This window comes from Ancylobacter gelatini, from assembly GCF_022601675.1.
Lineage (GTDB): Bacteria > Pseudomonadota > Alphaproteobacteria > Rhizobiales > Xanthobacteraceae > Ancylobacter > Ancylobacter gelatini.
Map to the genome: position 1 here is coordinate 18,252 of NZ_JAKVIL010000012.1, position 26,751 is coordinate 45,002.

The window sequence follows — 26,751 nt, forward strand, 5'->3', positions numbered from 1 at the left end:
ATACGACGAAAGTCGCCGGCGCTGTCAATCCGCTGCCGGCGGCGCTCCCCCCGCGCCGCGTTTCCTGTAGATTGCTGATTCGAAAAAGCCCGTGATTTTCAGCTCGATCGAACCGGGGATGCGATGCGCAAAAGTCTGATGGCGCGGCTGGCGGCCGCCGCCTTTTCCACCACCCTCGCCGTTTCCGGCTTCGCGCTGCTGCCGGCTCCCGCCGCCGCGCAGGGCGTGGCGCTCACCAGCTGCGGCAATAGCGGGCAGGGCTTTCCCCAATGGCTGGAGCTGTTCAAGCAGCAGGCGGTGGCGCAGGGCGTCTCCCCGCGCGCGGTGTCGGCGGCGCTGGGTGGCATCACCTATGACGCCAATGTCGTCGGGGCCGACCGCGGCCAGAAGGTGTTCGGGCAGAGCTTCTTCGAGTTCTCCGACCGCATGGTCGCCAATTACCGCATTCAGCAGGGCCGCCAGCTCATCCAGAAGAACAAGGCGCTGTTCGACCATATCGAGCAGCAATTCGGCGTGCCCGGCGCGGTGCTGGTGGCGTTCTGGGGGCTGGAGACCGATTTCGGCGCCTTCATGGGCGACAAGCAGACCATCCGCTCGGTGGCCTCGCTGGCCTGGGATTGCCGCCGCGCCGAGATGTTCCGCACCCAGCTCATGGCGATCCTGCGCATCGTCGAGCGCGGCGACCTCACCCCGCAGGCCATGCGCGGGCCGTGGGCCGGCGAACTCGGCCAGTTCCAGTTCCTGCCGGACCACTATCTGAATTACGGCGTCGATTTCGACGGCGACGGCCGGGTGGACCTGATCCGCTCGACGCCGGACGCCCTGGCCTCGGCCGCCAATTACATCAAGGCGCTGGGCTGGCAGCGCGGCCAGCCCTGGCTGGAAGAGGTCCGGGTGCCGGCGAACCTGCCGTGGCAGCAGGCCGATCTGTCCATCAAGCTGCCGCGCGGGCAGTGGGCGGCGTGGGGCGTGGTGCGGGCCGATGGTCGCCCGCTGCCCAACGACCAGCTTCCCGCCTCGGTGTTGCTGCCGATGGGGCGCAACGGCCCGGCCTTCCTCGTCTATCCGAATTTCGACGTGTTCACCGAGTGGAACAACTCGCTGGTCTACGCCACCTCGGCCGCCTATCTCGCCGCGCGGGTGGCGGGGGCGGGCCCGTTCAATCGCGGGCAGGGCAAGGCGATCCCGGTGCTGTCGCAATCTCAGGTCATGGAACTGCAACGCCTGCTCAATGCGCGCGGCCACCATGTCGGGCGGGTTGACGGCATCACCGGCGCGGCGACGCGGCAGGCGGTGAAGGTGGAACAGACCCGGCTCGGCCTGCCGGCCGATTCCTACCCCACGCCCGATCTTCTCGCGGCGCTGCGCGCCGGTCGGTAGGCGTCACAGCACCGGCAGGATCACAGCACCGGGATTCCGGCCTGCTTGGCCTTCACCTCGGGCTCGACATGGATGTTGACGAGGATGTCGGAGACCTCGGCCTCCAGCGCGTCCTCGATCCGGTCGCAGATGGCGTGCGCCTCGCGCACCGCCATGTCGCCGGGCACCACGAGGTGGAAATCCACGAAGGTCATCCGCCCGGCCTGACGGGTGCGCACGTCATGGGCCTCGATGGCGCCGGTCGCCTCCTCGGCGATTCGGGCGCGGATGCGTGCCAGCGTCTCGCCCGGCACCGCCTGGTCCATCAGCCCGCCGACGCTTTCCTTCAGCACGCCCCAGCCGGACCACAGGATGTTGAGCGCCACCAGCCCGGCGAGGATCAGGTCGAGCTTTTCCCATCCGGTCGCGATGGCCAGCACCACGCCGATCAGCACGCCGCCGGAGGACAGCACGTCGGTCAGCAGGTGCTTGGCGTCGGCCAGCAGGGCGGGGGAGCGGGCGCGGCGCCCCTCGCGGAACAGCACGAGGCACCACACGGCATTGATCACGCCCGCGGCCGCGTTCATGGCGAGGCCGCGCGGCGAGGCGTCGAGCGGGGAGGGCTCGAACCAGTTCTGGTAAACTTCGCGGAAGATGGTGAGGGCGGCGACCACGATCAGCACGCCCACGATCACCGCCGAGAAATATTCCGCCTTGGCATAGCCGTAAGGGTGCGCGGCGTCGGCCGGCTTGGCGCTGACGCGCAGCGCGATCACCGCCGCGATCGAGGTCGCGACGTTCACCACGCTCTCAAGCGCATCGGAATAGAGCGCGATGCTGCCCGTCAGCACGAAGGCCAGATATTTCAGCGCCAGCACGATGACGCTGATGCCGACATTGCCGATCGCAACCCGCTGGGATCGTTCCATCGTCACCCTGCCCCGATAAAACCGATGCCGCCGCCCGTGAGGCAGCGGCAATCGGCATTCGCTTACGGGGTCGAGCCGCGGAAATCAAGCAGTACCAACGGTTTGCAAGTCATTCGCAGAAGCGTTAGCAGCGCCGCGCGGGCGCGCGGAGCCGCTCAGGAATGCGCCTGCCGTGGCAGGATCGCGCCGCGATGGCGGATCACCCGCCCGGCCAGCTCATGGCCGGCCTCTGCCGCCGCCACCGGGCTCTGCCCGCCGAGCCGGGCGGCGAGATAGGCGGCGTTGAAGCTGTCGCCGGCCGCCGTGGTGTCGACCGGCTCGACCGGCGCGGGGATCGGCACGAAATGCGAGGAACCGCCGACCGAGACCAGCGCGCCCTCCGGCCCGTTCTTCACCACCACTTCCGGCACGCCGAAGGTGGCGAGCCGTTCGGCGGTGGCGGCGGGCGAGCCGTCGCCCCACAGCATGGCCTCGTCGTCGAAGGTCGGCAGCGCGATCGACGAGCGCTTCAGCGCCTGGGCATAGACCGCGCGGGCGCGGCCGACATCGCCCTTCCAGTTGCGCGGGCGGAAATTGCCGTCGAACACGATGCGCGCCCCGCGCTCGCGCGCGAATTCCAGCGTGGCGAACAGCCGGCCGAGCCCGGCATTGCTGTAGAGCGAGAGCGTGATGCCGGAGAAATAGATGGTGCCGGCCTCGATGACCGCTTCCGCGATGCCTTCCCACCCCGGCAGCTCGAACAGTTCGCGCGCGGGGGAAGTGTCGCGCCAATAGGTGAAGCTGCGCTCGCCGCGCGCATCGGTGTCGATCACATAAAGGCCGGGGCTGCGGCCCGCGACGTGCAGAATCTGCCCGGTGCCGATGCCCTCGCCCTCGGCCGAGGCGCGGATCGCCTGCGAGAAGCGGTCATCGCCGAGCGCGGTGGCATAGGCGGTCTCGATGCCGGCCCGCGCGAGATAGACCGCGGTGTTGAAGGTGTCGCCACCGATCGAGAGCCCGTAGCGCCCATCCGCGCCGCGGGAGAATTCGACCATGACCTCACCGATAGAGATGACCTTGGACATGCGCGTCCCTCCGTTTCGAACCGGCGCGCCTCGCACCCCGCGCGAGACTCGCCTCTTTCGCCGCTCGGGGCAAGGCGGGCGGTCCGGCCTGTGTACAGAGCCGCGCCGGGACGTTCAGGGTGAGAGTTCGATGAGGCGCGGCACACCGCCGGAAACCGGCGCCGTTTCGGCGGAATCGGCGGGCGATTCTGGCCGATCGGCGCCCTCCGCCAGGGCGGCATCGGGATGGCTCTCCAGCCAGTCTGGCGGCGCCCGGTAGCGCTGCTCGATATCGGCGATACGGCCCTCGTTCAGCGAGATGACGCAGATCAGCCGCTGCTCCAGCGCGCCGATTCCGCTCACCCGGCCCCCGATCGTCTTCTCGGCGCCGCCCCCTTCATAGGGCGCGATGCTCTGGCACTCGAAGTCGCGCCAGTGCACGAAACGGCCGTGCGATTCCTCCAGCAGCGCGGTCCAGCGGTTGCGCTGCACCTGCTTGAGCTCAACCCGCGCCGCAATCGCCGCCCGTGCGGCGTCGATCGCCCGCTCGAGCCGCCGTTCGCTGGCCTTCTGCGTGCTGCCAAGGCAGTCGAGATAGGCGCGCATCTGCGCCTTCATGGTTTCGCACGCGCTGGTGCGCGCCACAGCCGGCAAGGACAGCCCGGCCAGCAGCGCGCAGGCGAGGACGGCACGGGTCGCACGGCATGGAACGTTTTCCGTCATGCCGGTCCGATCCCTCATGCCGCGCGTGCGTGCGCAAGGAAATCCGCCATGCGCTCAAGCGCACGCGTGATGTTCTGCGCGGAATTGGCGTAGGACAAACGGATGTAACCTTCGCCATGGACACCGAAATCCGGCCCGCCAATAGTGGCGACCCCCGCTTCGTCGAGCAGCGCGCTCGCGAGCTTCTTGGCCGAATGCCATCCCGTGCCAGTGACGTTAGGGAAGGCGTAGAACGCGCCCTTCGGCATTGCGCAGGAAATGCCGGGCAGGGCGTTCAGCCCGTCCACCACCAGGGTCCGGCGCCGGTCGAATTCCGCGACCATCTCGCCCACACACTCCTGCGGACCGGTGAGCGCGGCGAGGGCGCCGAACTGGGCCGGCGCGTTCACGCAGGACCAGGCATTCACCGCCAGCTTGCGCATCGGCTCGAACAGCCCGACCGGCCACAGCGACCAGCCGAGCCGCCAGCCGGTCATGGCATAGGTCTTGGACCAACCATTGAGCAGGATCAACCGGTCGCGGATCTCCGGATAGGCCAGCAGCGTGGTGTGGGCTTCGCCGTCGAACAGGAACTGGTCGTAAATCTCATCCGAGAGGATGACGACATGCGGGTGCTTCGCCAATCCCGCCACCAGCGCGTCGATCTCGGCCTTGGGCGTCACGCCGCCGGTGGGGTTGGCGGGCGAGTTGAGGATGATGAGCCGGGTGCGCGGAGTGATCAGCGCCAGCGTCTCCTCCGCCGAAAAGCCGAAGCCGTTCTCCTCGCGGATCGGCACCGGCACCGGCTTTGCGCCGGTGAACTCGATCATCGAGCGATAGATCGGGAAGCCGGGATCGGGATAGAGGATTTCCGCGCCCGGCTCGCCCAGCATCAAAATGGCCGAGAACATCGTGACCTTGCCGCCGGGCACGATCACCACGCGGCCGGGATCGATTTCCTCGCCGAAACGGCGGTGCACGTCGGCCGCCACCGCCTCGCGCAGCGGCGCGATACCGGTGGACGGGGTGTAGCCGTGATGGCCGTCGCGCAGCGCCTTGATGGCGGCCTCGACGATGTGCGGCGGGGTCGGGAAATCCGGCTGGCCGATACCGAGATTGACGATATCCCGCCCTTCGGCGGCGAGCGCGGTAGCGCGGGCCAGCACGGCGAAGGCGTTTTCCTCGCCGATACGGTTGAAGGCTTCCACGGGCTGGGGCCGGAAGCCGGCGGCCGGCGCGATCGTCGCAGTCTGGGTCATGAGCGTCTCTTGGCGTTAGGCGGCGGTCCTGCGCGGGTCAGCCAATGGCCGGGCCTTGGGGGCCTCCGGTACTTTATTTGTCGGTTCCGCACCGTCGGTTTTGTACTATCTGTCACGCCGCCGGCCGATGCTGCAAGCGGCCGTGCCGGCGGCGGGCGCAACAAGCGAGTTCTCAAATGACCGCAGTGTCAAGTTTCCTCCCTGTCGGCGCGCCGGTGGACGCGCACGCCGCCCCGCAACCCGCGCGCTCCACCGTGCTCGCCGGGCGCCATGTCGACATCGTGGCCCTCGACCCGAAGCGCCATGCACGCGATCTGTACGAGCTTTCCCATGGCGAGGATCGCGAGCGGCTCTGGGCCTATCTCGGCGCCGCGCCCTATCCCGATTTCGCGACGTTCCTGGCCGCCTATGAAGCGGCGGCTGGACGCGAGGACCCGCTGATGTTCGCGATACTCGACCGCGCGACCGGCCGGGCGGTGGGGCATGCCACCTATATGCGGATAGACAGCGCCAACCGCGTGATCGAGGTCGGCAACATCCTGTACACGCCAGCGCTGATGCGCACGCCGGGCGGCACCGAGGCCATGTATCTGATGGCCCGCCACGTCTTCGAGACGCTGGGCTATCGGCGTTATGAGTGGAAATGCAACGCGCTCAACGCCCCCTCGCGCCGCGCGGCGGAGCGCTACGGCTTCACCTTCGAGGGCATCTTCCGGCACCATATGATCGTGAAGGGGCACAATCGCGACACCGCGTGGTTCTCGATGCTGGAAGAGGAATGGCCCCAGCGCGCGGTGGCGATGGAGGCGTGGCTGGCGCCGGAGAATTTCGACGCCGATGGCCGGCAGCTTGTCTCGCTCGCCGTGCTCAATGCCGACGCCATCGAGACGCCGACCCATAGCCTGCGCCGCGCCAGCCTTGCCGACCGACCGGCGGTGGAGAAGCTGCAGCGCGCCGCTTTCGCCCGGAACCGGGAGGTGCTGGGAACCGAGCCGATCCCGCTGCAATGGGAGTACGGGCAGGTGTTCCGCACGCGCGAGGTGTGGGTGCTCGACGATGCCGAGGCCGGCGGGGCGTCGGGGGCGCTGGCGGGCGTGCTCATCCTCCAGCCGCGCGCCGACGATCTCTATATCGATAATATCGGCGTCGCCCCGGCCGCGCAGGGCCGGGGTCTCGGCAATGTCCTGCTCGACGCCGCGGAAACACGCGCCCGCGCACTGGGGAGCCGGCAGATGCGGCTGATCACCGGCGAGAAGCTGGTGGACAATGTGGACTGGTACCGGCGCAAGGGGTTCGCCATCGAGCGGGTGGAGCAGCTGGCGGACCGGCGCGTGGTGCACATGCTGAAGCTGTGCGGTTGACGATGCGCAGCGCGCTAAGCCCTTCGCTTTCTTGCACCACGCCGCGAAAGGCTTACATTCGAGCTAACCCTTCTGTTCTGGACTTTTAAACGATGACTTATGTGGAAGCGGCGGGTGCCCCGCTGCGCAAGACCGGCCAGATCAAGCTGCACGGGCCGGAAGGCTTCGCGGGCATGCGCCGCGCCGGCCGCCTGGCCGCCGAGGCGCTGGATCTGGTGCACGAGATGGTGGCGCCCGGCGTCACCACCGGCGCGATCGACGACCTCGTGTTCGAATACGCCATGGACAATGGCGCGCAGCCGGCGACGCTGATGTATCGCGGCTACCGGCATTCGACCTGCACCTCGATCAATCACGTGGTCTGCCATGGCATTCCCAACGACAAGCCGCTGCGCGAGGGCGACATCGTGAATGTCGACGTCACGCTGATCGTCGATGGCTGGTATGGCGATTCCAGCCGCATGTACCCGGTCGGCGCCATTCCGCGCCGCGCGGAGCGCCTGCTCGACGTCACCTACGAATCGCTGATTCGCGGGATCGACGTAATCCGTCCCGGTGCGCATGTCGGCGATATCGGCGCGGCGATTCAGGAATTCGTCGAGCCGCTTCACATGAGCGTGGTGCGCGATTTCTGCGGCCATGGCGTCGGCCAGCTGTTCCACGATGAGCCGAACATCGTGCATGTCGGGCGGCGGGGCGAGGGGCCGGAGCTGCTGCCGGGCATGATCTTCACCGTGGAGCCGATGATCAATCTCGGCCGTCCGCATGTGAAGGTGCTCTCCGACGGCTGGACAGCGGTGACGCGCGACCGTTCGCTCTCCGCGCAGTTCGAGCATTCGGTGGGCGTGACCGAGACCGGCGTCGAAATCTTCACCTTGTCGCCCAAGGGTTATCACCGGCCGGTCTTCGCCGCCTGACGCGCCCGAGGAGCCGGCATGACTCGCAAGACCGGGCAGGGCGGAACGGCCGGGCAGGACGCGGCCGCGGGTGGCGACACCATTCCGCTGCCGAACGAAGCTGCCGACATGCGGCAGGGGATGGCTGAACCGGCGCCGCATTTCATGGGCCATCGCGAGAGGCTGCGCGAGCGCTTCCGCAATGCCGGTGGCGAAGCCTTGCCGGATTACGAGCTGCTGGAGCTGGTGCTGTTCCGCGCGGTGCCGCGCGCGGATGTGAAGCCGCTCGCCAAAGGGCTCATCGAGCGCTTCGGCTCCTTCGCCGAGGTCGTCGCCGCGCCTCCCAGGCGTCTGGTCGAGGTCAAGGGTGTGGGCGAGGCCATCGTCACCGAACTCAAGCTGATCGGTGCGGCGGTGGAGCGCGTCACGCGTGGCAAGGTGCGGGCCCGCCCGGTGCTCTCGTCATGGAGCGCGGTGCTGGCGCATTGCCGGGCGGCGATGGCCTTCGTGGACCACGAGCAGTTTCGCGTGCTGTTCCTCGACAAGCGCAACCAGCTGATCCTCGACGAGGTGCAGCAGCGCGGCACCGTGGACCATACTCCGGTCTATCCGCGCGAAGTGGTGAAGCGCGCGCTCGAAGTCTCCGCCAGCGCGATCATTCTGGTCCACAACCACCCGAGCGGTGACCCGACGCCCTCACATGCCGACATCCAGATGACCAAGATCATCATCGATGTCGCCAAGCCGCTGGGCATTGAGGTTCACGACCACATCATCGTCGGCAAGGAAGGCCATGCCAGCCTCAAGGGGCTGCGGCTGATCTGACGCGGTATCCGTCAGCGCACGCGTGACAGGAACAGCGGGCGGTTGTCCTCGGGCACCTTGGTGAAGCCGCCTTCCTCGTTGCTGGCGAAGCGCAGGGCAACGCCGGCGGCTGATTCCAGCACCAGATCGCCGCGCTCGATACGCCAGCGGTCCGGCATGAAGCGGCCGAACAGCAGGCGGCAACCTCCATCGGGATCGAGCCGGTAGGCTCCCTGCCGCACCGTGGCGTCGGATAGCCGGATCCGGCAGACCGGCCGCCCATAGGCGCGCGCCACATCCCACAGGCCGAACATGTCGTCCGGCCGCGCCTGCTCGACCGGATCGGCGAGCCGCGGATTGACGAGGAAATACACGCCGTCGCGCTCGCGCAGCGCTTCCCAGGTGCCACCTACGCCTTCGGTGAACTCCGCCACCAGCGAGCCGCGGGCATCATGGAGCCGGATCGCATTGCCCGGCCCCATGCTCCAGCCGGCAATATCGGCGCTGAAGGCGATCATCTGCGCGCAGGCGGCGCGATCGAGTGTCGCCTCGTGAATATTGGCCTCGCGGAAATTCGCCGCGTCCGTGTCCCGCGCGCGCAGATCGCGCGGAGACAGCATAATCGGGCAGGCCCGCATGCCGTCGGCGCTGGCGAGCTGGTAGTCGCCGACCAGATGGGCGTCATCGGTCGCGGATGGTTGCGACTGAGCGCTCGCCTGCGGCATGGCAGCGAGCGCCAGCAGGCCCGCAAGGAGCAGCTTCATAGCCGGAAGGACAATTCCGCGCATGAATGTGCGGCACTTTCACCGTGGAAGATGTTTCCACAGGCTAGCACCGCCCCGATGCGAGGTCACGCCCTACCCGGTTCAGGTCGCGGAGCGCGGCGTTTCGGGCACCGGTGTCAGTGGTGGCTTGCCGGCCTTCCAGGCGAGGAGGTTGTCGACCACGAGCTGGCCCATGGCGTTGCGCGTCACATGGGTCGCGGAGGCGATGTGCGGCAGCAGCACCACATTGTCCATGGCGCGCAGCGCCTCCGGCACGTTGGGCTCGTCGGCGAACACGTCGAGCCCGGCGCTCGCGATGGTGCCGTCCTGCAGCGCCTTGATCAGCGCCGGTTCGTCCACCACCGAGCCGCGTGCGACATTGATCAGCACGCCGTTCGGGCCGAGCGCCGCCAGCACCTGCGCATCGATCATGTTCTGCGTCGCCGGCCCGCCGGGCACAATGACGATCAGGGCGTCGACATCGCGCGCCATGGCGATCAGCTCGGGATAATGGGCATAGGCAAGGCCGGGCACCGGGCGGCGGCTGTGATAGGCGATCGGGCGGCCGAAGCCTTCAAGCCGCTTGGCAATGGTCTGGCCGATGCGGCCCATGCCGACAATACCGATGGTGCGGTCGCGCAGCGTCGCGGAGAACGGGAAACTGCCCTTCGGCCATTTGCCCTCGCGTATGAAGCGGTCGGCCTGCGGCACGCGGCGCAGCGTAGCGAGCAGCAGCGCGACCGAGAGGTCGGCCACCTCGTCGTCGAGCACGCCGGGCGTGTTGGTGATGATGACGCCGCGCGCGGCGGCATCCGCCACGTCGACCGCATCATAGCCGACACCAAAATTGGCCACGATCTCCAGCGCCGGCAGCTTCGCCATCAGCGCGCCGGTGACGCGGGTCTTGCCGCCGCTCGTGGAGTTGACGCCGGTGGCGACCGCGCGGATGCGCGGGCCGAGCTGCGCGAGCAGGCTGTCGGCATCGGGGGCGTCGAGGCGGTGCACGGTGAAATGCTCGGCGAGCTGCGCCTCGATCATTGGCATCATCGGGCCGGTCTGCAGCAGGTCGGGGCGGTTCTCGGCATCACTCATCGGCGTTATTCCCTCTGGTACGGGCGGCTTTCCGGTCAGGCGCGGGAAGCCGCTTGCGCGGCTATTCGTCACCAAAGCCGGGACGGTTTCAAGCACCCGGAGGTGGCTCACTCGCCGAGATTGGCTTCCAGCGACTGGGTGGCGTGTCGCACATGCTCGCGCCACAGCAGGTACAGCCCCGAGCAGATGACGATGCCGGCACCGATCAGCGTGGGCGTGTCGGGCGTCTGGTGGAAAATCAGCCAACCCGACAGCATCATCCAGATCATCTGTGTGTAGAGGAAGGGCGAGAGCACGGCCGCCGGAGCGCGGCGGTGAGCCATGACCACCAGCAGATGGCCGAGCCCGCCGAAGATGCCCAGCAGCGACATGCCGCCGATGACGAACGCCTCGTCCGGCACCGACCAGAACCAGGGAAGCGGCACGGTGAGCACTGCGGTGCCGACGAAGGAGGTGTAGAACATCGTGGTCGCGGTGGAATCGGTCGCCGCCAGCATGCGCGTCGAGATGTTGTAGAACGCATAGCACAGCGCCCCGCCGAGCGAGGCCAGCACCGCCGGGTGCAGGCCCTGCGTGCTCGGCTGCACGATGATCAATATGCCGGCAAAGCCGACCATGATCGCGAGCCAGCGATGCACCCCGATCCACTCGCCCAGCAACGGGCCGGCGAAGAGTGCGACCAGGAACGGCGTCGAGAAGGTGATCGACATGGTCTGGTCGAGCTGCAGATACTGCAGCGCGAAGAAGTTGCCGAGCGTCGTGCCCACCAGCAGCAGCGAGCGCGTAACCTGAAGCCCGAGCCGCCGCGTGCGCCAGAAGCCCGGTGTCGACCACGGATTCAGCACCAGGAAGGACAGCACGAACTGCCCGGCATAGCGCGCCCAGGCGATCTCCAGCGGATGCACCGTGTTGTTCAGCCACTTCACCGTGGTGTCGAGCATGGTGAACAGCACGAAGGCCACGCAGATCAGCCCGATGCCTGTCAGCCGCGTCCGGGAATCGTTCGAATCGGGCATGCGACCCGGCGAGGCGCCGGAAGAGGCGGGCTTCAAGGCGCTACTCGTCGGCTCGAGGGCAGGCGTGGGACATTCGGCGTCAGGCGCGCTGGCGAGATCCGTCGCCAGCAGTCCTCATGGAGGATTAGGCGCGCCGCGCCGGCTCCACAAGCGCGTGGAATGGGAAATCAGGATGAGAAGCAGATTTTATCGATCGAGTGTTTCCATCCGATCACGCGATGGATGCCGGGGCGGCGTGCCGGGGCGGTTGGCCCGCGCCTCAGCTCCCGTCTTCCGGGCCGTCCGGCTCGTCATCGGGTTCGGAATCGGCTGCGCCGAGCTGGATCGAGAGGTTCTTCTCCAGCCGGCGCAGTAATTTACGCAGGCGCTTGCGATCCTTGCCGTCCAGTCCCGCGATCATCTGGTCTTCCAGCGAATCGCGGATGGCGTCGATCGCCCCGGCGCGTGAGCGGCCTTCCTCGGTGAGATGCACCCGCACCAGCCGGGCGTCGCCGTCCGAGGCGCGGCGCTCCAGCAGCCCCTGCGCGGAGAGCCGGCCCACGGTCTTGGAGGCGGTGGGCGGGCGTACCCTGAGCGCATCGGCAAGCTCGGTCATGGTGCGGCCGTCGGCTTCCACCAGCAGCTTGAGCACCGTCTCCTGACCGGGAAACAGGCCGATCTCCGTCAGACGCCGCGCTGCCAGCGCACGCTGGAGCCTGGCCGCATGGTGCAGCCGGTTGCCTATGCTCTTTTCGAAGCCGTCCTTCATGGGGGACTCCGTACGACGCGCGATCGCAACAACTATTTGTTGCAACAGAAACGGTATGTCGTGACAGGAGCATGGCTGCAATCTGCTTCGCCGTCAAAATTATCAGTGAGGCGACGTTATTTTGTGCGTAGGCGCGAAAAGCGCGTCTCGACCCGCGCAAGGAACCCCGCGCGACGCGAAGGGCTCGCCGAATCCATGCTGTGCAGCGCCATCCATAGCCGGCGCGCGCGCGGATGCACGATCTCGCCGACGCCGGAGAGCAGGATACGCCGGCCGGGCTGCCCCATCCACAGCCACCACAGCCAGGGGGAGCCGAGCGTGGACACCGCGGCGAGTACGCGGATGTTGGTGAGCCGGCGTTCCAGCATGCGCAGCGGGCCGGGCATGCCGAAGGTCTCATGGGGCACCAGCACCCGGTCGAGCCAGCCCTTCAGCATGGCGGGCGGGCCGTACCACCAGGTCGGGTAGACGAAGACCAGCCCCTCGGCGCGCCTCAGCCGCACCAGTTCGTCGGCCACGGGCGCGATATTGCTGCCCTCGCTGTGATAGGCGCGGCGCTCCGCTTCGCTCATCACCGGGTTGAAGCCCGCGTCGTAAAGGTCGAGCAGTTCGGCCTCGTGGCCGGCGCGCGCCAGCCCGCGCAGCACGGCGTCGCGCACCGCCGCGCCGAAGCTGTCCGGGACCGGGTGGCAATAGACGACGAGTACGCGCATGGCGGCTGGCCTCCTGAACCTAGTCCTTGAGCCCGGCAAACAGATAGGTGCGCCCGCTGCCGAAGTCGAAATCCGGGTGGTCCCAGGCAATCATTTTTCCCGGATTAAGCAGGCCGGCGGGATCGGCGTCGCGCTTGAAGGCGAGATGGGTGGCGTCGGTCTGCTTCATGCCGCCTTCCTCCAGCGTGTAGCGGTGCGGATTGAAAATCGGCGCGCCCATGGTCTCGTGCAGCGCCACGATTTCCTCCAGCCGGGCCTCGGTGGAATAGCGCACCAGCGGCAGGCCGAAGCAGGTCACCTTGCCGTCGAAGCGCACGAATTCCAGATGCGCCGGCACTTCGTCGCCGAGTGCGGCGTGGATCCGTGCCACGAGGTCGAGCTGGTTCGGGAATGGGTAGAGCACCTGCAGATAGGTGATCGACGGATCGATGCGGAGCGCGCGCAGCGTGGTGTGGTTCCAGGTGAGTTCGTAGAGCGGGGGCAGGCCCTTAGCCTCCTCCGGCGCGAGTTGATCCGAGCGCAGCAGCACTTGCCCGCCATGACGGGCAGTGAAGGCGTCAAACGCCGCCAGCGCCATCGGGGCAATGGTGGCGAGCACCACATGCCTGCCGTCCGGCAGATATGTGCGGTGGCGCAGGAAATAGGTCTGCGGGATGGGCGCGGCGATCACCGAGAGCAGCTTCTTCAGGATCGCATCCTGCTCGCCGAGCGCGTTGGCATAGGCGGCCGCCGCGCCGAACTCCTCGAAGCCGACGATGATGTCCACCCACTCATAGCGCGGGGCCAGTGGCACCTCGGCGGAAAGGATGATGCCGTTGGTGCCATAGGCATGAGCGACCTTTGAGACCTCATCACCGGTAAGCTCCAGCACGCGTGGCTCGGCCTCCATGGTGGCGATGGTGAGGGCGATGATGTTGCCGAGGTCGCGCAGCCCGCCCCAGGTGATGGAGCCGACCCCGCCCGAGCCGCCGGCGATGAAGCCGCCGAGGCTCGCCGTGCGATAGGTCGAGGGGTGCAGCCGCAATTCCTGCCCGCTGGCCGCGCAGGCGATATCGATGTCGGCGAGGATGGCGCCGGCTTGCGCCCGCACCCGACCGGGACCGATCTCCAGCACCTTGTCGAGGCCGGAGAGGTCCAGCACAATCCCGCCCGCCAGCGGCATGGCCTGCCCGTAATTGCCGGTGCCGGCACCGCGCGGGGTGACCGGGATGCGCAGGGCGTAGCAGGCGCGCAGGATGTCCAGCACCTCGTCCTCGCTTGTGGCGAAGGCGACGAGGTCGGCGCTCACCGCGTCGAGCTGGCGCTTGAGTGTCGGCGAGTACCAGTAGAAATCGCGGCTCTTCTGGCGCACCAGCGCGGGATTGTCCTCGAAGCGGATGCCGGGCAGGCGGGCGCGTAGCGCGGCGAGGTCGTAGCGGGCTTCAGGCGCCATCATAGCCTCCCATCAGATCGTCGAGCTCGGCATGGTCCGGCGGCGCGGTGTCGATGGTCCGACCGGCGCGCAGGACGAGGCGGTCCGCCTGCGGGCGGGAGAGGAATTCGTTGAGGCTGCGGGCGCGGAAAATGGACAGATCGGCGCGCCGGTCCGGCGCAATCAGCCCGAGGCGGTCGAGGCCGAGGACCTTCGCCGGCGCGCGGGTCACAACGGCCGGCCAGCCGGCAATGGGGTGGTCGAGATGCGCGATGCGGGTGGCCTCGCGATAGACCTCGATCAGGTCGAGATCGCCATAGGCAAAGAACGGGTCGCGGACATTGTCGCTGGCCACCATCACGCGGATGCCGCGTGCCGCCATTTCGTGCAGCAGCGTGACGCCGCGCCAGCGCGGGGTACGCCCTCGCGTTCGGTCCATAAGATAAAGATTGCACATGGGCAGCGAGACCACGGCGATGTTCGCCCGCGCCACGGCATCGAGCGTGCGGTCGATGGCGGCCTCGTCCTGCCGGGCCAGCGAGCAGCAATGACCGACCAGAATGCGCCCGGCGAAGCGTCGCCGGTTCGCGACCGCCGCGATGCGAGCGAGCGAACGGGCGCGGGGGTCGGCGCTCTCGTCGACATGGAAGTCGAGATCCAGGCCGAAGCGCTCGGCGGCGTCGAACAGCCGCTCCAGCCCGGCATCGAGATGCGGGCCCATATAGGTCACCGCGCCGAGCACTCCGCCGTGATGGCGCACGGCGGCGAGCATCGGCTCGAACTCGGCATCGTCCAGCACCAGGTCGATCGGCGTGAGGCTGACCGCCTGAAGCGCGATGCGGTCGGCCCATTCCGCGCGCAATTCGTCGAAGACCGGCCAGGAGATCGCGGTCTGCGGGCCGACGGAATCGAGATGGGTGCGGATCGCCACCGTGCCGTGCGCATAGGCGCAGCGCAGGCCGAATTCCATGCGCCGGCGCACATCCTGCGCGTTCCAGTTGGCGCGGCGATCGCCATCGGCCGCCCGCACCGCGCCCTGGAAACTCCCATCGGGATTGGGCGCGCGCGGCCAGATGAAGCCCTTGTCGAGATGGGTGTGGGCGTCGATCAGCCCCGGCAAAGCGAGCGCGCCGGCCATGGAGAGGCGGGGCAGGTCGGCATCGAGGGTGCCAGTCGCGACGACGCGGGAAACCCCACCCTCCGAGATCGCGAGATCGAGCGCGACCAGCCCTTCGGCATCCGGCGCCGCCTCAAGCTCCGGCACCAGACAGGCCGGCGCGCGCAGGCCGGTCAGCGCGTAATGCCGGGGCGGGTGGGCGAGGTCGACGCTGGCATGGTCGGGGTTCATGGGTTTCAGCGGTTCGATTGCAGGGCGCTCTCGTGCCAGCGCCGCAAAAGCAGCCAGGAGACGAGGCTGAGCGCGGCATAGATCAGGATGCCCGCCAGCGATATCAGCAACAGCGCCGCGAACATGCGCGGAATGTTCAGCCGATAGCCGGATTCCACGATGCGGAAGGCAAGGCCCGAGCCCTGGCCCGCCGAGCCGGCCGCGATCTCGCCGACCACCGCGCCGATCAGCGCCAGCCCGCCAGCGATGCGCGCGCCGCCGAGGAAATAGGGCAGGGCGGTCGGCAGGCGCAGTTGCAGCAGCGTCTGCAACCGGCTGGCGCCCGACAGCGCGAACAGGTCGCGCAAATTCGGGTCTACAGAGTTCAGCCCGAGCGTGGTGTTGGACAGGATCGGGAAGAAGGCGACGATGAAGGCGCACATCAGCACGGCGGTGTCGGTGGACAGGTAGATGAGCATCAGGGGCGCGATGGCGATGATCGGCGTCACCTGAAGGATCACCGCGATCGGGAACAGCGAGAACTCGACGATGCGCGCGCTGGCGAACACCAGTGCCAGCGCCACCCCGCCGACGATGGCGACGAGCAGCGCCAGCGCCGTGGTCTTCAACGTCACCAGCATGGAGGCGAGCAGCACGGCGTGGTCGGCGATCAGGGTCTCGATCACGCGCGAGGGCGCCGGCAGAATATAGGCCGGCAGGTCATTGAGCCGGACCACCGCCTCCCAGGCAAGGATGACGGCTGCCATCACCGCGATCGGGAGAAGCCAGCGGAACGGCGAATTCTCGATACCCCTCGCGCGCATGGCCTCGCCCTCGCCTTCAGCCGGCCCGTGGGACGGGCGAGAGGGACTCGCCCGCTTCCATGGCGCGGGCCAGCGCGAGCGAGGTGTCGCGGCACAGGCCGGCATATTCGGGCGAGGTGCGGAACGCCTCGTCGCGCGGCTGGTTGGGGTCGATGTCGAGTGCGGCCGAGACCTGTCCCGGCCGGGCGCGGAACACAAGGATGCGGGTCGACAGGAACACCGATTCGAACACCGAATGGGTGACGAAGACGATGGTGCAGTTCAGCCGGCGCCACACCTCAAGAAGATCGTTGTTCAGCTTGAAGCGGGTGATTTCGTCGAGCGCGGCGAAAGGCTCGTCCATCAGCAGCAGGCGCGGCTTCGTCACCAGCGCGCGGGCGATGGAGACGCGCATCTTCATGCCGCCGGACAATTCGCGCGGATAGGCGTCGCGGAAACCGGCAAGCCCGACCATTTCCAGCGCTTCCTCGATGGCCGGAGCGGCCGCGCGGCGCGACTGGCCTGCGAGCTTGAGCGGCAGATGGACATTGCCGAACACGCTGGCCCAGGGCATCAGCGTCGGCTCCTGGAAAACGAAGCCGATGGAATGCGGCTCGCGCTCCTTCTCGTTCCACACCAGCCGTCCGGCGGTGGGCTCCGACAGGCCGGCGATGAGCCGCAGCGCGGTGGACTTGCCGCAGCCGGAAGGGCCGAGCAGCGAGAGAAACTCGCCCTGCCGCACCTCCATGTCCAGCCCCTTGAGGGCGGTCACGGCGTTGGCAAAGCGCTTCTCGACGGCTTCGAGCCGCAGGAGCGGGGCGGGCGGGGTGTCGACCACGGCGGTCACGGCCAAGCCGCGCGGCGGGACGGGCGAACCCGCCGTCACTTCGGCCCCAGTTCCTTGCCGACGCCCTTGTTCACGAAGGCGGTGGTGTAGGATTTCTTGTAGTCGATATCCGACTGCACAACCTTGGCGTGGACCATCTTGTCGTAGAAGCTCTTGATCTTGGCGTCGGTCATCGCGCCGATGCCGAGTGTCTTCGCATCCCCGGAATCGACGATGCCGTATTCCTTCATCTTGGCGATGGAGAAGGCGATCATCTCGTCGGTCATCTCGGGGTTGTCTTTCTTGATCAGCTCATTGGCGGCGGCGTTGTCGCCGTAGAGATAATTGTACCAGCCGAGGATCGAGGCATCGACGAAGCGCTGCACCAGCTCGGGATTCTGGTTCACCAACTCGCTGCGGGTCTCGATGGTGGTGGAATAGGTGTCGAAGCCGAAATCGGCCAGCAGGAACAGGCTCGGCTTGAAGCCGCCCTGCTTCTCGATCGCCAGCGGCTCGGAGGTGACATAGCCCTGCATGGCGCTGTTCTTGTCGGCGAGGAACGGCGCGGCGTTGAAGGTGTAGGGCTTTACCTGCTTTTCGCTGAAGCCGTAATCGGCGACGAGCCACTGATAGTAGCTGGCCAGCCCCTCCTTGGAGATGAACAGCGTCTTGTTCTTGAGCTGCTCGAAGCTGGTGACGTCGGGATGGGCGATCAGGACCTGCGGCTCCTTCTGGAACAGCGCCGCGACAATGATGGTCGGGATGCCTTCCACCACCGAGGAGAAGGCCTGAAGCATGTTGGCGCCCATGTAGAAATCGATCTTGCCGACCGGCAGCAGCAGCCGGTTATTGGCCTGCGGTCCGCCGGGGACGATGGTGACGTCCAGCCCGTATTTGGCATAGGTGCCGTCCGCCACCGCCTGGTAGAAGCCGCCATGCTCGGCCTGGGCCACCCAGTTTGTGCCGAAGGTCACCTTGTCGGCGGCGCGCGCGGAAGGAGCCGCGAGGGCGGCGGTTGCGAGCGCGGCAAGCGCGACAATGGCGGAACGCAGGCGCGGCGCGTAGCGCATCGAAATTCTCCCGATGGAGCGTGGCTGTGGCACGCAGTGTAGAGCGGTTCGTGCAGCGAATAAATCGCTGCGTTGCAGCGAAAGTGCCCGGTTTTCAATCAATTGCCGTTCAGTTTGGCCGCCATTGGCGCGACGGTCGGTCGCGGCCCGTCCCGCGATGGCGGCGGCGCTTGCGCGCAAAGCCGGGGCGCCTAAGCTGCCGGTATGCTCCGCCATCTGCTCCCCGCCCTCATCCGCCACCCCTTCGCGCGCTACAGCCACGCGGTCGAGGTGCCGGCCGGCGCCCGGCTGCTGCTGGTCTCCGGCCAGCTCGGCATCAGCGCGCAGGACGAGATTCCCGACAGCGCTGAGGCGCAGGCCGATATCTGCTTCCGCGCCATCGCCGCCTGCCTCGCGGAGGCCGGCATGAGCGCGGCCGATGTGGTGCGGATCAACGCCTATGTCACCGACCGTGCGCACATGGCCGGCTACATGGCCGCGCGTGACCGCTTCACCGTCGATCCGCCGCCTGCCTCGACGCTGATGATCGTTTCCGGCTTCACGCGGCCCGACTTCAAGGTCGAGGTCGAAGCGTTGGCGGCGAAGGCGGGCTAGGCAGCGGGCTCAGTCCGCCGGTGGGAGTTGGGCGCGGGCGCGTTCCTTGCTAGAACGCGCGCCAGTGCAGCAGCCGGACCTTGACGCCATGCCCCCCAAACGTTTCTGGACCGAACTCGCCTGGACCGATTTCGCGGCCGGCGATACGCAGAACTGGATCGCCGTGCTGCCGGTCTCGGCGGTGGAGCAGCACGGGCCGCATCTGCCGGTCGGCGTCGATGCCTATATCGGGCAGGGTTATCTCGACGAGGTGATGAAGCTCCTGCCGGACGGCAGCCCCGCCGTCTTCCTTCCGATGCAGGCGATCGGCAAGTCCAATGAGCACCTGTTCTTTCCCGGCACCCTGACCCTTTCCGCCGAGACCATCATCCGCCTGTGGACCGAGATCGGCGAGAGCGTGCACCGCGCCGGCGTGCGCAAGCTGGTGATGGTGAACTCACATGGCGGCAATGTGCCGATCCTCGACATCGTGGCCCGCGACCTGCGCGCGCGGCTCGGCATGCTGGCGGTCACTGCATCGTGGCATCGCTTTGGCTACCCGGAAGGGCTGTTCACCAATACCGAGCGCCAGCACGGCATCCATGCCGGCGGGGTGGAGACCTCGCTGATGTTGGCCTTCCGGCCGGACACGGTGAAGGATGACGAGATTGCGGATTTTCCGCCGGTGACGCTGGCGATGGAGCAGGAATTCTCGTTCTTGCGCGCCGGCTCCCCGGCCGGCTTTGGATGGATGTCGCAGGATATCCAGCCGAGCGGGGCGATGGGCGACGCCGCGCAGGCGAGCCCTGAGAAGGGCGCGGCCTGTGCGCTCTATGGCGCGCGCGCCTTTGTCGAACTGCTGGCCGATGTCCAGAAATTCGACCTGTCCCGCCTCGCGGCCGGGCCGCTGGGCGGAGGAGCCCGCTAGATGGACCACGCCCCGCTCCCCGATCTGCGCCTCACCCTTGACGAGGCCGCCGATTATGCCGCCCGCGTGCTGGAGCGCTTCGGCGCCAATGCGGCGAACGCGGCCTCGACCGCCCGCGCCCTGGTGGCGGCGGAGGCCGACGGGCTCGGCGGCCACGGCTTCACCCGGCTGCCGAGCTACTCCGCCATGGTGGCGAGCGGCAAGATCGACGGCCACGCCGTGCCGCGCGCCTGGCGCGCCGCGCCGGCCGTGCTGGCGGTCGATGCCGGCAATGGCTTTGCCTATCCCGCGCTCGATCTCGGCCTGCCGCAGCTGGAGGCGATCGCGCGCGAGGCCGGGATCGGGCTGATGGCGGTGCGCCGCTCCAGCCATTTCGGCGTTGCCGGCCAGCCGGTGGAAAAGCTCGCCGAGCGCGGCCTCGTGGCGCTGGCCTTCACCAATGCCCCGGCGTCCATCGCCCCGGCGGGCGGGCGCCGCGCCGTGTTCGGTACCAATCCGCTCGCCTTCGCCACCCCGCTCCGCGGTCGCCCGCCCGCGGTGGTCGACCTGTCGGTTTCCAAGGTGGCGCGCGGGCCGATCCTTGCCGCGGCGCAGCGCGGGGAGCCGATACCGGAAGGCTGGGCGCTCGACGGTGAGGGCAACCCGACCACCGACGCCAAGGCGGGTCTTGCCGGAACCATGGTGCCGATGGGCGAGGCCAAGGGCACGGCGCTGGCCTTCATCATCGAGGTGATGGCCGCGGCGATCACCGCCTCGACCTTCGCGGCCGACATGCCGAGCCTGTTCGACGGCGAGGGGCCGCCGGCGGCGATCGGCCATGTCGTGATCGCCATCGACCCGACGCGACTGGCGGGAGCGGCCTATCTCGACCATCTGGAGCGGCTGGCCGCGCTGATCGAGAACGAGCCCGGCGCCCGGCTTCCCGGCACGCGGCGCGTCGCCAACCGGGCGAGGGCGGCGCGCGAGGGCGTCGTCGTGGTCGCGAGCCTGCGCAAGGCGCTGGCGCATATCGGCTTTGCCGGCTGAATAAGCGAAAGGCCCGGAGCGCGGCTCCGGGCCTTCGTCCAGAACGTCGCGCGGGGCGCTGCGCTCACTTCTTGTGGGCGGCGAGGCCGGTCCGGATGATTTCATGGGCGCGCGAGGCATCGGCCCAGCCCTTGATCGTCACGGTCTTGCCCTTCTCCAGATCCTTGTAGCGGCTGAAGAAATGGCCGATCTGCTCGATGATCAGCTCCGGCAGGTCGACCGCATTCTTCACCGACTTGTAGATCGGGTAGACGCTGTCGGCCGGCACGGCGAGGATCTTCTCGTCGCCGCCCTTCTCGTCGGTCATTTCCAGTACGCCGACCGGGCGGCAGGCGATCACCGAGCCCGCCACCAGCGGGAAGGGGGTGATGACCAGCACGTCGAGCGGGTCGCCGTCATCGCCGAGCGTGTTCGGGATGAAGCCGTAATTGGCCGGGTAGAACATCGGCGTGTGCAGGAAGCGGTCGACGAACAGCGCGCCGGATTCCTTGTCGATTTCGTATTTCACCGGCGGGCCGCCGGCCGGGATCTCGATGACAGCGTGAACTTCTTCCGGCGGATTCGGTCCGGCCGAGATGCGGGAAAGGTCCATAAAACAGGCTCCAGATCGAACAGGCCGGGCACGCCGGCTAAAAGCGCTTCCCTATAGGTCGCCACGCGCGCGGCGTCGAGACCGGGAAGAACCCTCATTTCGGCGAAGAGCCTGCCGGGAAGGCGTTTCGGTTGGGCACCTGATACAACATATCATTCTGCTGGACGGGATGAATTGATATGTTGTATCAATCCGCCCAACGGAGATGTTCATGTCGCCTTCGCCTGCCGCTTCCGCTGTGTTGTCCCCGCTGTCGCCCGGCGAGGCGCGCGCCCATGCTCATGGTCATGACCATGACCATGAGCACCCTCACGGTGAAGCGGTCGCGCCGCGGCACGATTCCACGCCGTCGCATTCCCACGCGCATTCGCATTCCCATGCCCATTCCCACGCGCCCGGCGAGCACCACCCGCCCGCGCGGCCGGCGCCCTCGCTGCTGCGCCTCTCGGTGTGGCAACGGCTCGGCATCGCGCTGCCGCTGGCCGGGCTGCTCTGGGCGGCGACGGCCCTTGTGGTGTGGGGGGGGGCCTCATCATGAACCTTCTCACCTTTCGCGACCTGACGCTCGGCTATGACCGCCATCCCGCCGTGCACCATCTCGGTGGCGCGGTGGCCGACGGCGACCTGCTCGCGGTGTGCGGGCCGAACGGGGCGGGCAAGTCGACCCTGCTGAAGGCGATCGCCGGCGTGCTCTCGCCGCTCTCCGGCGCGATTCTGGGCGCGCTGCCGCGCCGCGACATCGCCTATCTGCCGCAGGCAGCCGAACTGGACCGCTCCTTCCCGATCGACGTCTATGATCTGGTCGCCATGGGCCTGTGGCGGCGTACCGGCCTGTTCGGCGGCGTGTCCCGGGCCGACCGCACGCGCATCGCCGACGCCATCGCGGCGGTGGGGCTCGCCGGCTTCGAGGCACGGCCCATCGGCACGCTGTCCGGCGGCCAGATGCAGCGCGCCCTGTTCGCGCGGCTGCTGCTTCAGGATGCGCGGCTGATCCTGCTGGATGAACCCTTCACCGCGGTCGATGCCGGCACCAGCGCGGACCTGCTCGCCCTGATCCAGCGCTGGCACAGCGAGGGCCGCACCGTGGTCGCGGTGCTGCACGACATGGATCTGGTGCGCCACCATTTTCCGCGCACGCTGCTGCTCGCCCGCGAGGAAGTGGCGTGGTGCGACACGCGCGAAGCGTTGACGCCGGAAAATCTGAGCCGCGCCCGGCGCATGTGCGAGGCGTGGGACGAGAGGGCGGAGGCCTGCGCGGCGCCGAAGTTCCACGGGACCGGGGTGGCGGCATGAATCCGTATGATCTCCTGATCGCGCCCTTCGCCGAGTTCGATTTCATGCGCCGCGCGCTGGTGGGCGTCATCGCGCTCGGGCTCGGTGCCGGGCCGGTCGGGGTGCTGATGATGCTGCGCCGCATGAGCCTGGCCGGCGACGCCATGGCGCACGCCATCCTGCCCGGCGCGGCGGTGGGCTTCCTCGCCGCCGGGCTGAACCTCTGGGCCATGACGGTGGGCGGGCTGGTGGCCGGCTTCGCGGTGGCGCTCGGCGCCGGCGCGATCGCCCGCGCCACGCAGATGAAGGAGGACGCGGCGCTGGCGGCGTTCTACCTGATCTCGCTGGCGCTCGGCGTGCTGCTGGTGTCGCTGCGCGGCTCCAATGTCGACCTCCTGCACGTGCTGTTCGGCACGGTGCTGGCGCTGGACGACGCGACGCTGCTGCTCATCGTCTCGATTTCCTCGCTCTCGCTGATGGTACTCGCCGTGCTGTGGCGGCCTTTGGTGCTGGAGAGCGTCGATCCCGGCTTCCTGCGCTCGGTGAGCGCGGCGGGGGCGCCGACGCATCTGGTGTTCCTGGCGCTGGTGGTGCTGAACCTGGTGGGCGGCTTCCACGCGCTCGGCACGCTGCTCGCGGTCGGGCTGATGATGCTGCCGGCCGCCACCGCCCGGTTCTGGGCGCGCGATCTCACCGGCATGGTCGTCCTGTCGGTGCTCACCGCCTGCGCCTCCGGCGTGGTCGGCCTGCTGGTTTCCTATCACGCCGGGGTGCCCTCGGGCCCGGCGATCATCCTCGTTGCCGGCGGCGCCTATGCGCTGTCGGTGCTGATCGGGCCGGTCGGCGGGCTGTTGCTCCGCCTCGTGCCGCGCCGCCATCTCGAAGCCTGAAGGAGCTTATCCCCATGCTCACCCGCCGTTCCCTCGCCGGTGCCGTCCTCGCGCTCGGCCTGACCGCGCTGGCCGTTCCCGCAAATGCCCAGCAGGACAAGCTGCCGGTCGTCGCTTCCTTCTCCATCCTCGGCGATCTCGTGAAGAACGTCGGCGGCGACCGCGTGGCGGTGACCACGCTGGTCGGGCCGGACGGCGACGCCCATGTGTTCCAGCCCGCCCCGGCGGATGCCAAGACGGTCGCGGCCGCCAAGCTGGTCTTCGTCAACGGCCTCGGCTTCGAGGGCTGGCTGGACCGGCTGGTGAAGGCCTCCGGCACGAAAGCGGAGGTGGTGGTCGCCACTACCGGCATCAAGCCGCTGGCGTTCGAGGAGGAAGAGGAGGGGCACGCCCATGGGCACGACGATCATGCAAAGCACGACGATCATGCAAAGCATGACGATCACGCCAAGCATGACGATCACGCCAAGCATGACGATCACGCCAAGGGCGAGGATCACGCCGCGCACGACCATGATGGCCACGATCACGGCCCGACCGATCCCCATGCCTGGCAGTCCATTGCCAACGCCAAGGTCTACGTCGCCAATATCCGCGATGGTCTGATCGCCGCCGATCCGGCCGGCAAGGCGGAGTATGAGGCCAATGCGGCGGCCTATACCGCCAAGCTCGACGCGCTGGAGACACAGGTGAAGGCGGCGGTGGCGGCAATCCCCGAGGCGCGCCGCCGCATCATCACCTCGCATGACGCCTTCGGCTATTTCGGCGACGCCTATCATGTCGAGTTCATCGCGCCGCAGGGCGTCTCGACCGAGGCGGAAGCGTCGGCCAAGGATGTCGCCCGCATCATCCGCCAGATCAAGGCCGAGAAAGTGCCGGCGGTGTTCGTCGAGAACATCTCCGATCCGCGTCTCGTCAAGCGCATCTCGCAGGAGACCGGCGCCAAGATCGGCGGCACGCTGTATTCCGACGCGCTCTCCGATGACAAAGGCCCGGCGAGCACCTACATCGACATGATGCAGAACAACATCCGCCAGCTGTCCGCGGCGCTGTCCAGCTGAGGACGATCCGGCGGATCGCCATTCCTGTTCGTGGCCGGGCGTGTCCCGGCCATTCATGACTTTCGCCGCAAGGCGTGGATGCCCGGGTCACGCTCGGGCATGACGTCGTTAAAGGACCGAGGTTTCCCATGGCTGAGGCCGAGACCACCAAGATTCCCGTCACCGTGCTCACCGGCTATCTGGGCGCGGGCAAGACCACGCTGCTCAACCGCATCCTCTCCGAACCGCACGGCAAGAAATTCGCCGTGGTCGTCAACGAGTTCGGCGAGATCGGCATCGACAACGACCTCGTGGTCGGCGCCGATGAGGAAGTGTTCGAGATGAACAACGGCTGCATCTGCTGCACCGTGCGCGGCGACCTGATCCGCATCATCGACGGCCTGCTCAAGCGCAAGGACGGCTTCGACGGCATCATCGTCGAGACCACCGGCCTCGCCGATCCCGCCCCGGTCGCGCAGACCTTCTTCGTCGACGAGACCGTGGGCGCCAAGACCACGCTTGACGCGGTGGTTACCGTCGCCGACGCCAAATGGCTGAAGGAGCGGCTGAAGGATGCGCCCGAGGCCAAGAACCAGATCGCCTTCGCCGACGTCATCCTGCTCAACAAGACCGACCTCGTGTCGGAGACCGAGCTCAAGGACGTCGAGATGCGCATCCGCGCCATCAACCCGTTCGCCCGCATCCACCGCACCCAGCGTTCGGACATCGCGATCGACAAGGTGCTCGGGCAGGGCGCCTTCGACCTCGACCGCATCACGGCGATCGATCCCGACTTCCTCGAAGGCGGCCACAAGCATTTCCACGACGAGGACATGCGTTCGGTGTCGTTCTCGTCCGACAAGCCGCTGGACCCGGACAAGTTCTTTCCGTGGATTCAGGAGCTGACCCAGCGCGAGGGGCCGAACATCCTGCGCTCCAAGGGCATTCTGGCGTTCAAGGACGATCCGGACCGCTTCGTGTTCCAGGGCGTGCACATGATCCTCGACGGCGACCACCAGCGCCCGTGGAAGGCGGACGAACCCAAGACCAGCCGCATCGTCTTCATCGGGCGCCAGCTCGACGACAAGGCGCTGCATGCCGGTTTCCTGTCCTGCGTGGCGTGATGCCCGCCGCTCCGACCTCTCCGGCTCGACCCGGGGAGGTCGCCTACCGCGCCGCCGTGTCTGCGCTCACCCTCCGTGATCGTCACCTCACGCGTGACGCGGCAGCGGAATTGGGCTAACCCGGCTGACGCTGCAACGACGCCGAAAGTGCCATGGCCTCCTCCCCGACCACTGCCGCCACCCCGTCCTCGCTGACCTCCAGGCTGCGCCCGTTCGATTTCGGCGGGGCGGTGGTTGGTATCCGGTTCCTGGGGGCGAACGCCGCCTTCGTGCTGGGCGAGGGTGACATCGTGCTGGCGGGCGAGAGCGAGACCCGCGTCACCGCGCATAAGGGATCGGTGCTCTCGGTCTCCGGCGATGCGCGGCGCGTGCTCACCGGCGGCGATGACGGCCGGGTGGTGGCGACGCGCGGCGACGGCTCCGTCGAGACGCTGTTCGAGCAGAAGGGGCGCTGGATCGATCATGTGGCGGCCGCGCCGGACGGCTCCTTCGCCTATTCTCACGGCAAGACCGCGTATTTCCAGCCGGCCAAGGGCGTGGTGAAGTCAGTGGAGGTGCCCTCGACCGTCGGAGGGCTCGCCTTCGCCCCCAAGGGCACGCGGCTCGCCATCGCTCATTATGGCGGCGCCTCGCTGTGGTTTCCCAATGCGGTCGCCAAGCCCCAGATACTGGAATGGAAGGGTTCGCATCGCGGCGTGATCTGGCACCCGGAAGCGCGCTTCGTGGTCACCACCATGCAGGAGCCCGCGCTCCATGGCTGGCGGCTGCCGGATGGGCAGCACATGCGCATGTCCGGCTATCCCTCGCGGGTGCGGACCATGGAGTTCACTCCGGGCGGTCGCTTCCTCGCCACCTCCGGCTCGACCGAGGCCATTCTCTGGCCCTTCGCCAGCAAGGAAGGCCCGATGGGCAAGCAGCCGACCATGCTGGCGCCGCGCGATGTGCGGGTCTCGGCGGTGGCCACCCATCCCAAGGAGGAGGTGGTTGCTGTCGGCTATGAAGATGGGCTGGCGCTGATGGTGCGCATCGCCGACGGGGCGGAAATCCTCGTGCGCGCGCCGGCCGGAGCGCCGGTCTCCGCGCTGGCATGGCGGGCCGATGGCGGCGCGCTGGCGATCGGAGCCGAAGACGGCAAGGCCGGCCTGCTGGTGCTCTGAGCCGGCTATGGCTTCGGCCGCACATG

The 26,751-nt window shown here is 68.0% G+C and carries 28 protein-coding genes; 13 read left to right on the top strand and 15 right to left on the bottom strand.

Features of this window, described 5'->3' with window-relative positions; translation table 11 throughout:
* Positions 1-138 precede the first annotated feature (138 nt).
* On the top strand, positions 139-1,380 hold the full coding sequence (locus tag MKI84_RS18010) for a lytic murein transglycosylase (protein WP_425353865.1): 1,242 nt from the start codon (positions 139-141) through the stop codon (positions 1,378-1,380).
* A gap of 20 nt (positions 1,381-1,400) precedes the next feature.
* Here the strand turns inward: MKI84_RS18010 and MKI84_RS18015 are convergent, their stop codons facing one another.
* The 4 genes from MKI84_RS18015 to MKI84_RS18030 all read right to left on the bottom strand — a co-directional run bounded on the left by MKI84_RS18015 (position 1,401) and on the right by MKI84_RS18030 (position 5,292).
* Positions 1,401-2,288 (bottom strand): cation diffusion facilitator family transporter, encoded by an 888-nt coding sequence (locus MKI84_RS18015; RefSeq protein ID WP_241621643.1) that lies wholly within the window; start codon positions 2,286-2,288, stop codon positions 1,401-1,403.
* 155 nt (positions 2,289-2,443) lie between these two features.
* Positions 2,444-3,352 carry a sugar kinase gene (locus MKI84_RS18020; protein WP_241621644.1) on the bottom strand — a complete coding sequence of 303 codons (909 nt, stop codon included), beginning with the start codon at positions 3,350-3,352 and terminating at the stop codon, positions 2,444-2,446.
* Between the two features lie 114 nt (positions 3,353-3,466).
* Positions 3,467-4,054 carry a lysozyme inhibitor LprI family protein gene (locus MKI84_RS18025; protein WP_241621645.1) on the bottom strand — a complete coding sequence of 196 codons (588 nt, stop codon included), beginning with the start codon at positions 4,052-4,054 and terminating at the stop codon, positions 3,467-3,469.
* 14 nt (positions 4,055-4,068) lie between these two features.
* On the bottom strand, positions 4,069-5,292 hold the full coding sequence (locus MKI84_RS18030) for a pyridoxal phosphate-dependent aminotransferase (RefSeq protein WP_241621646.1): 1,224 nt from the start codon (positions 5,290-5,292) through the stop codon (positions 4,069-4,071).
* 176 nt (positions 5,293-5,468) lie between these two features.
* Here MKI84_RS18030 and MKI84_RS18035 point away from each other — a divergent pair, with 176 nt between their 5' ends.
* The 3 genes from MKI84_RS18035 to radC all read left to right on the top strand — a co-directional run bounded on the left by MKI84_RS18035 (position 5,469) and on the right by radC (position 8,374).
* Positions 5,469-6,653, top strand: a complete 1,185-nt coding sequence (locus MKI84_RS18035) for a GNAT family N-acetyltransferase (protein WP_241621647.1) — start codon at positions 5,469-5,471, stop codon at positions 6,651-6,653.
* A 92-nt stretch (positions 6,654-6,745) separates the two neighbouring features.
* A complete protein-coding gene (map, locus tag MKI84_RS18040) occupies positions 6,746-7,570 on the top strand; it encodes a type I methionyl aminopeptidase (protein WP_241621648.1) in 825 nt (274 codons plus the stop codon).
* Between the two features lie 108 nt (positions 7,571-7,678).
* Positions 7,679-8,374, top strand: a complete 696-nt coding sequence (gene radC, locus MKI84_RS18045; RefSeq protein ID WP_241621774.1) for a RadC family protein — start codon at positions 7,679-7,681, stop codon at positions 8,372-8,374.
* Between the two features lie 11 nt (positions 8,375-8,385).
* Here radC and MKI84_RS18050 read toward each other — a convergent pair whose 3' ends face one another.
* The 10 genes from MKI84_RS18050 to MKI84_RS18095 form a co-directional block, all read right to left on the bottom strand.
* Positions 8,386-9,117: a protease inhibitor Inh/omp19 family protein gene (locus tag MKI84_RS18050; RefSeq protein ID WP_241621649.1), complete on the bottom strand. Its 732-nt coding sequence runs from the start codon at positions 9,115-9,117 to the stop codon at positions 8,386-8,388.
* A gap of 102 nt (positions 9,118-9,219) precedes the next feature.
* Positions 9,220-10,209, bottom strand: a complete 990-nt coding sequence (locus tag MKI84_RS18055; RefSeq protein WP_241621650.1) for a 2-hydroxyacid dehydrogenase — start codon at positions 10,207-10,209, stop codon at positions 9,220-9,222.
* Between the two features lie 107 nt (positions 10,210-10,316).
* Positions 10,317-11,225, bottom strand: coding sequence for a DMT family transporter (locus MKI84_RS18060; protein WP_241621651.1), 909 nt, complete (start codon positions 11,223-11,225; stop codon positions 10,317-10,319).
* A gap of 259 nt (positions 11,226-11,484) precedes the next feature.
* Positions 11,485-11,973, bottom strand: coding sequence for a MarR family winged helix-turn-helix transcriptional regulator (locus MKI84_RS18065; protein ID WP_241621652.1), 489 nt, complete (start codon positions 11,971-11,973; stop codon positions 11,485-11,487).
* 116 nt (positions 11,974-12,089) lie between these two features.
* Positions 12,090-12,686 (bottom strand): NAD(P)H-dependent oxidoreductase, encoded by a 597-nt coding sequence (locus tag MKI84_RS18070; RefSeq protein ID WP_241621653.1) that lies wholly within the window; start codon positions 12,684-12,686, stop codon positions 12,090-12,092.
* Between the two features lie 19 nt (positions 12,687-12,705).
* The gene (locus tag MKI84_RS18075) at positions 12,706-14,118 is read right to left on the bottom strand and encodes an FAD-binding oxidoreductase (protein ID WP_241621654.1); all 1,413 of its coding nucleotides are present in this window, start codon (positions 14,116-14,118) and stop codon (positions 12,706-12,708) included.
* Positions 14,108-15,445 (bottom strand): cytosine deaminase, encoded by a 1,338-nt coding sequence (locus MKI84_RS18080; protein ID WP_241621655.1) that lies wholly within the window; start codon positions 15,443-15,445, stop codon positions 14,108-14,110. Before MKI84_RS18080 ends, MKI84_RS18075 begins: the two co-directional genes overlap by 11 nt.
* Positions 15,446-15,450: 5 nt before the next feature.
* Complete coding sequence (locus tag MKI84_RS18085; protein WP_241621656.1) at positions 15,451-16,248, bottom strand: ABC transporter permease; 798 nt, start codon at positions 16,246-16,248, stop codon at positions 15,451-15,453.
* A gap of 16 nt (positions 16,249-16,264) precedes the next feature.
* Positions 16,265-17,080 carry an ABC transporter ATP-binding protein gene (locus tag MKI84_RS18090; RefSeq protein WP_241621775.1) on the bottom strand — a complete coding sequence of 272 codons (816 nt, stop codon included), beginning with the start codon at positions 17,078-17,080 and terminating at the stop codon, positions 16,265-16,267.
* A gap of 29 nt (positions 17,081-17,109) precedes the next feature.
* A complete protein-coding gene (locus MKI84_RS18095; protein WP_241621657.1) occupies positions 17,110-18,123 on the bottom strand; it encodes an ABC transporter substrate-binding protein in 1,014 nt (337 codons plus the stop codon).
* Between the two features lie 204 nt (positions 18,124-18,327).
* On the opposite strand from MKI84_RS18095, the gene MKI84_RS18100 reads away from it, so the two are divergent.
* The 3 genes from MKI84_RS18100 (at position 18,328) to MKI84_RS18110 (ending at position 20,650) form a co-directional block, all read left to right on the top strand.
* Positions 18,328-18,717 carry a RidA family protein gene (locus MKI84_RS18100; RefSeq protein WP_241621658.1) on the top strand — a complete coding sequence of 130 codons (390 nt, stop codon included), beginning with the start codon at positions 18,328-18,330 and terminating at the stop codon, positions 18,715-18,717.
* Between the two features lie 88 nt (positions 18,718-18,805).
* The gene (locus MKI84_RS18105; protein WP_241621659.1) at positions 18,806-19,624 is read left to right on the top strand and encodes a creatininase family protein; all 819 of its coding nucleotides are present in this window, start codon (positions 18,806-18,808) and stop codon (positions 19,622-19,624) included.
* The gene (locus MKI84_RS18110) at positions 19,625-20,650 is read left to right on the top strand and encodes an Ldh family oxidoreductase (protein ID WP_241621660.1); all 1,026 of its coding nucleotides are present in this window, start codon (positions 19,625-19,627) and stop codon (positions 20,648-20,650) included. It begins immediately after the preceding gene.
* Between the two features lie 64 nt (positions 20,651-20,714).
* Here MKI84_RS18110 and ppa read toward each other — a convergent pair whose 3' ends face one another.
* Complete coding sequence (gene ppa / locus MKI84_RS18115; RefSeq protein ID WP_241621661.1) at positions 20,715-21,242, bottom strand: inorganic diphosphatase; 528 nt, start codon at positions 21,240-21,242, stop codon at positions 20,715-20,717.
* A gap of 211 nt (positions 21,243-21,453) precedes the next feature.
* Here ppa and MKI84_RS18120 point away from each other — a divergent pair, with 211 nt between their 5' ends.
* The 6 genes from MKI84_RS18120 (at position 21,454) to MKI84_RS18145 (ending at position 26,725) form a co-directional block, all read left to right on the top strand.
* Entirely contained in the window at positions 21,454-21,780 is a 327-nt protein-coding gene (locus MKI84_RS18120; protein ID WP_241621662.1) for a hypothetical protein, read from the top strand.
* Positions 21,777-22,535 carry a zinc ABC transporter ATP-binding protein AztA gene (aztA, locus tag MKI84_RS18125; RefSeq protein ID WP_245404854.1) on the top strand — a complete coding sequence of 253 codons (759 nt, stop codon included), beginning with the start codon at positions 21,777-21,779 and terminating at the stop codon, positions 22,533-22,535. Before MKI84_RS18120 ends, aztA begins: the two co-directional genes overlap by 4 nt.
* Positions 22,532-23,404, top strand: a complete 873-nt coding sequence (locus MKI84_RS18130; RefSeq protein WP_241621663.1) for a metal ABC transporter permease — start codon at positions 22,532-22,534, stop codon at positions 23,402-23,404. Before aztA ends, MKI84_RS18130 begins: the two co-directional genes overlap by 4 nt.
* Positions 23,405-23,418: 14 nt before the next feature.
* Positions 23,419-24,465, top strand: coding sequence for a metal ABC transporter substrate-binding protein (locus tag MKI84_RS18135; protein WP_241621664.1), 1,047 nt, complete (start codon positions 23,419-23,421; stop codon positions 24,463-24,465).
* Positions 24,466-24,593: 128 nt separating this feature from the next.
* Positions 24,594-25,568, top strand: coding sequence for a CobW family GTP-binding protein (locus tag MKI84_RS18140; protein WP_241621665.1), 975 nt, complete (start codon positions 24,594-24,596; stop codon positions 25,566-25,568).
* Positions 25,569-25,720: 152 nt separating this feature from the next.
* A complete protein-coding gene (locus MKI84_RS18145; protein WP_241621666.1) occupies positions 25,721-26,725 on the top strand; it encodes a WD40 repeat domain-containing protein in 1,005 nt (334 codons plus the stop codon).
* Positions 26,726-26,751: the final 26 nt, after the last annotated feature.

Excerpts from the sequence above, each read along its gene's own strand:
- MKI84_RS18095 (WP_241621657.1), bottom strand. The coding sequence starts at position 18,123 with ATGCGCTACGCGCCGCGCCTGCGTTCCGCCATTGTCGCGCTTGCCGCG.
- MKI84_RS18025 (WP_241621645.1), bottom strand. The coding sequence starts at position 4,054 with ATGACGGAAAACGTTCCATGCCGTGCGACCCGTGCCGTCCTCGCCTGC.
- MKI84_RS18055 (WP_241621650.1), bottom strand. The coding sequence starts at position 10,209 with ATGAGTGATGCCGAGAACCGCCCCGACCTGCTGCAGACCGGCCCGATG.
- MKI84_RS18120 (WP_241621662.1), top strand. The coding sequence starts at position 21,454 with ATGTCGCCTTCGCCTGCCGCTTCCGCTGTGTTGTCCCCGCTGTCGCCC.
- MKI84_RS18145 (WP_241621666.1), top strand. The coding sequence starts at position 25,721 with ATGGCCTCCTCCCCGACCACTGCCGCCACCCCGTCCTCGCTGACCTCC.
- MKI84_RS18105 (WP_241621659.1), top strand. The coding sequence starts at position 18,806 with ATGCCCCCCAAACGTTTCTGGACCGAACTCGCCTGGACCGATTTCGCG.
- MKI84_RS18060 (WP_241621651.1), bottom strand. The coding sequence starts at position 11,225 with ATGCCCGATTCGAACGATTCCCGGACGCGGCTGACAGGCATCGGGCTG.
- MKI84_RS18035 (WP_241621647.1), top strand. The coding sequence starts at position 5,469 with ATGACCGCAGTGTCAAGTTTCCTCCCTGTCGGCGCGCCGGTGGACGCG.
- MKI84_RS18130 (WP_241621663.1), top strand. The coding sequence starts at position 22,532 with ATGAATCCGTATGATCTCCTGATCGCGCCCTTCGCCGAGTTCGATTTC.
- MKI84_RS18030 (WP_241621646.1), bottom strand. The coding sequence starts at position 5,292 with ATGACCCAGACTGCGACGATCGCGCCGGCCGCCGGCTTCCGGCCCCAG.
- MKI84_RS18110 (WP_241621660.1), top strand. The coding sequence starts at position 19,625 with ATGGACCACGCCCCGCTCCCCGATCTGCGCCTCACCCTTGACGAGGCC.
- MKI84_RS18080 (WP_241621655.1), bottom strand. The coding sequence starts at position 15,445 with ATGAACCCCGACCATGCCAGCGTCGACCTCGCCCACCCGCCCCGGCAT.
- MKI84_RS18020 (WP_241621644.1), bottom strand. The coding sequence starts at position 3,352 with ATGTCCAAGGTCATCTCTATCGGTGAGGTCATGGTCGAATTCTCCCGC.
- MKI84_RS18010 (WP_425353865.1), top strand. The coding sequence starts at position 139 with ATGGCGCGGCTGGCGGCCGCCGCCTTTTCCACCACCCTCGCCGTTTCC.
- ppa (WP_241621661.1), bottom strand. The coding sequence starts at position 21,242 with ATGGACCTTTCCCGCATCTCGGCCGGACCGAATCCGCCGGAAGAAGTT.
- aztA (WP_245404854.1), top strand. The coding sequence starts at position 21,777 with ATGAACCTTCTCACCTTTCGCGACCTGACGCTCGGCTATGACCGCCAT.
- map (WP_241621648.1), top strand. The coding sequence starts at position 6,746 with ATGACTTATGTGGAAGCGGCGGGTGCCCCGCTGCGCAAGACCGGCCAG.
- MKI84_RS18065 (WP_241621652.1), bottom strand. The coding sequence starts at position 11,973 with ATGAAGGACGGCTTCGAAAAGAGCATAGGCAACCGGCTGCACCATGCG.
- radC (WP_241621774.1), top strand. The coding sequence starts at position 7,679 with ATGCGGCAGGGGATGGCTGAACCGGCGCCGCATTTCATGGGCCATCGC.
- MKI84_RS18050 (WP_241621649.1), bottom strand. The coding sequence starts at position 9,117 with ATGAAGCTGCTCCTTGCGGGCCTGCTGGCGCTCGCTGCCATGCCGCAG.
- MKI84_RS18015 (WP_241621643.1), bottom strand. The coding sequence starts at position 2,288 with ATGGAACGATCCCAGCGGGTTGCGATCGGCAATGTCGGCATCAGCGTC.
- MKI84_RS18085 (WP_241621656.1), bottom strand. The coding sequence starts at position 16,248 with ATGCGCGCGAGGGGTATCGAGAATTCGCCGTTCCGCTGGCTTCTCCCG.
- MKI84_RS18140 (WP_241621665.1), top strand. The coding sequence starts at position 24,594 with ATGGCTGAGGCCGAGACCACCAAGATTCCCGTCACCGTGCTCACCGGC.
- MKI84_RS18100 (WP_241621658.1), top strand. The coding sequence starts at position 18,328 with ATGCTCCGCCATCTGCTCCCCGCCCTCATCCGCCACCCCTTCGCGCGC.
- MKI84_RS18070 (WP_241621653.1), bottom strand. The coding sequence starts at position 12,686 with ATGCGCGTACTCGTCGTCTATTGCCACCCGGTCCCGGACAGCTTCGGC.
- MKI84_RS18075 (WP_241621654.1), bottom strand. The coding sequence starts at position 14,118 with ATGGCGCCTGAAGCCCGCTACGACCTCGCCGCGCTACGCGCCCGCCTG.
- MKI84_RS18135 (WP_241621664.1), top strand. The coding sequence starts at position 23,419 with ATGCTCACCCGCCGTTCCCTCGCCGGTGCCGTCCTCGCGCTCGGCCTG.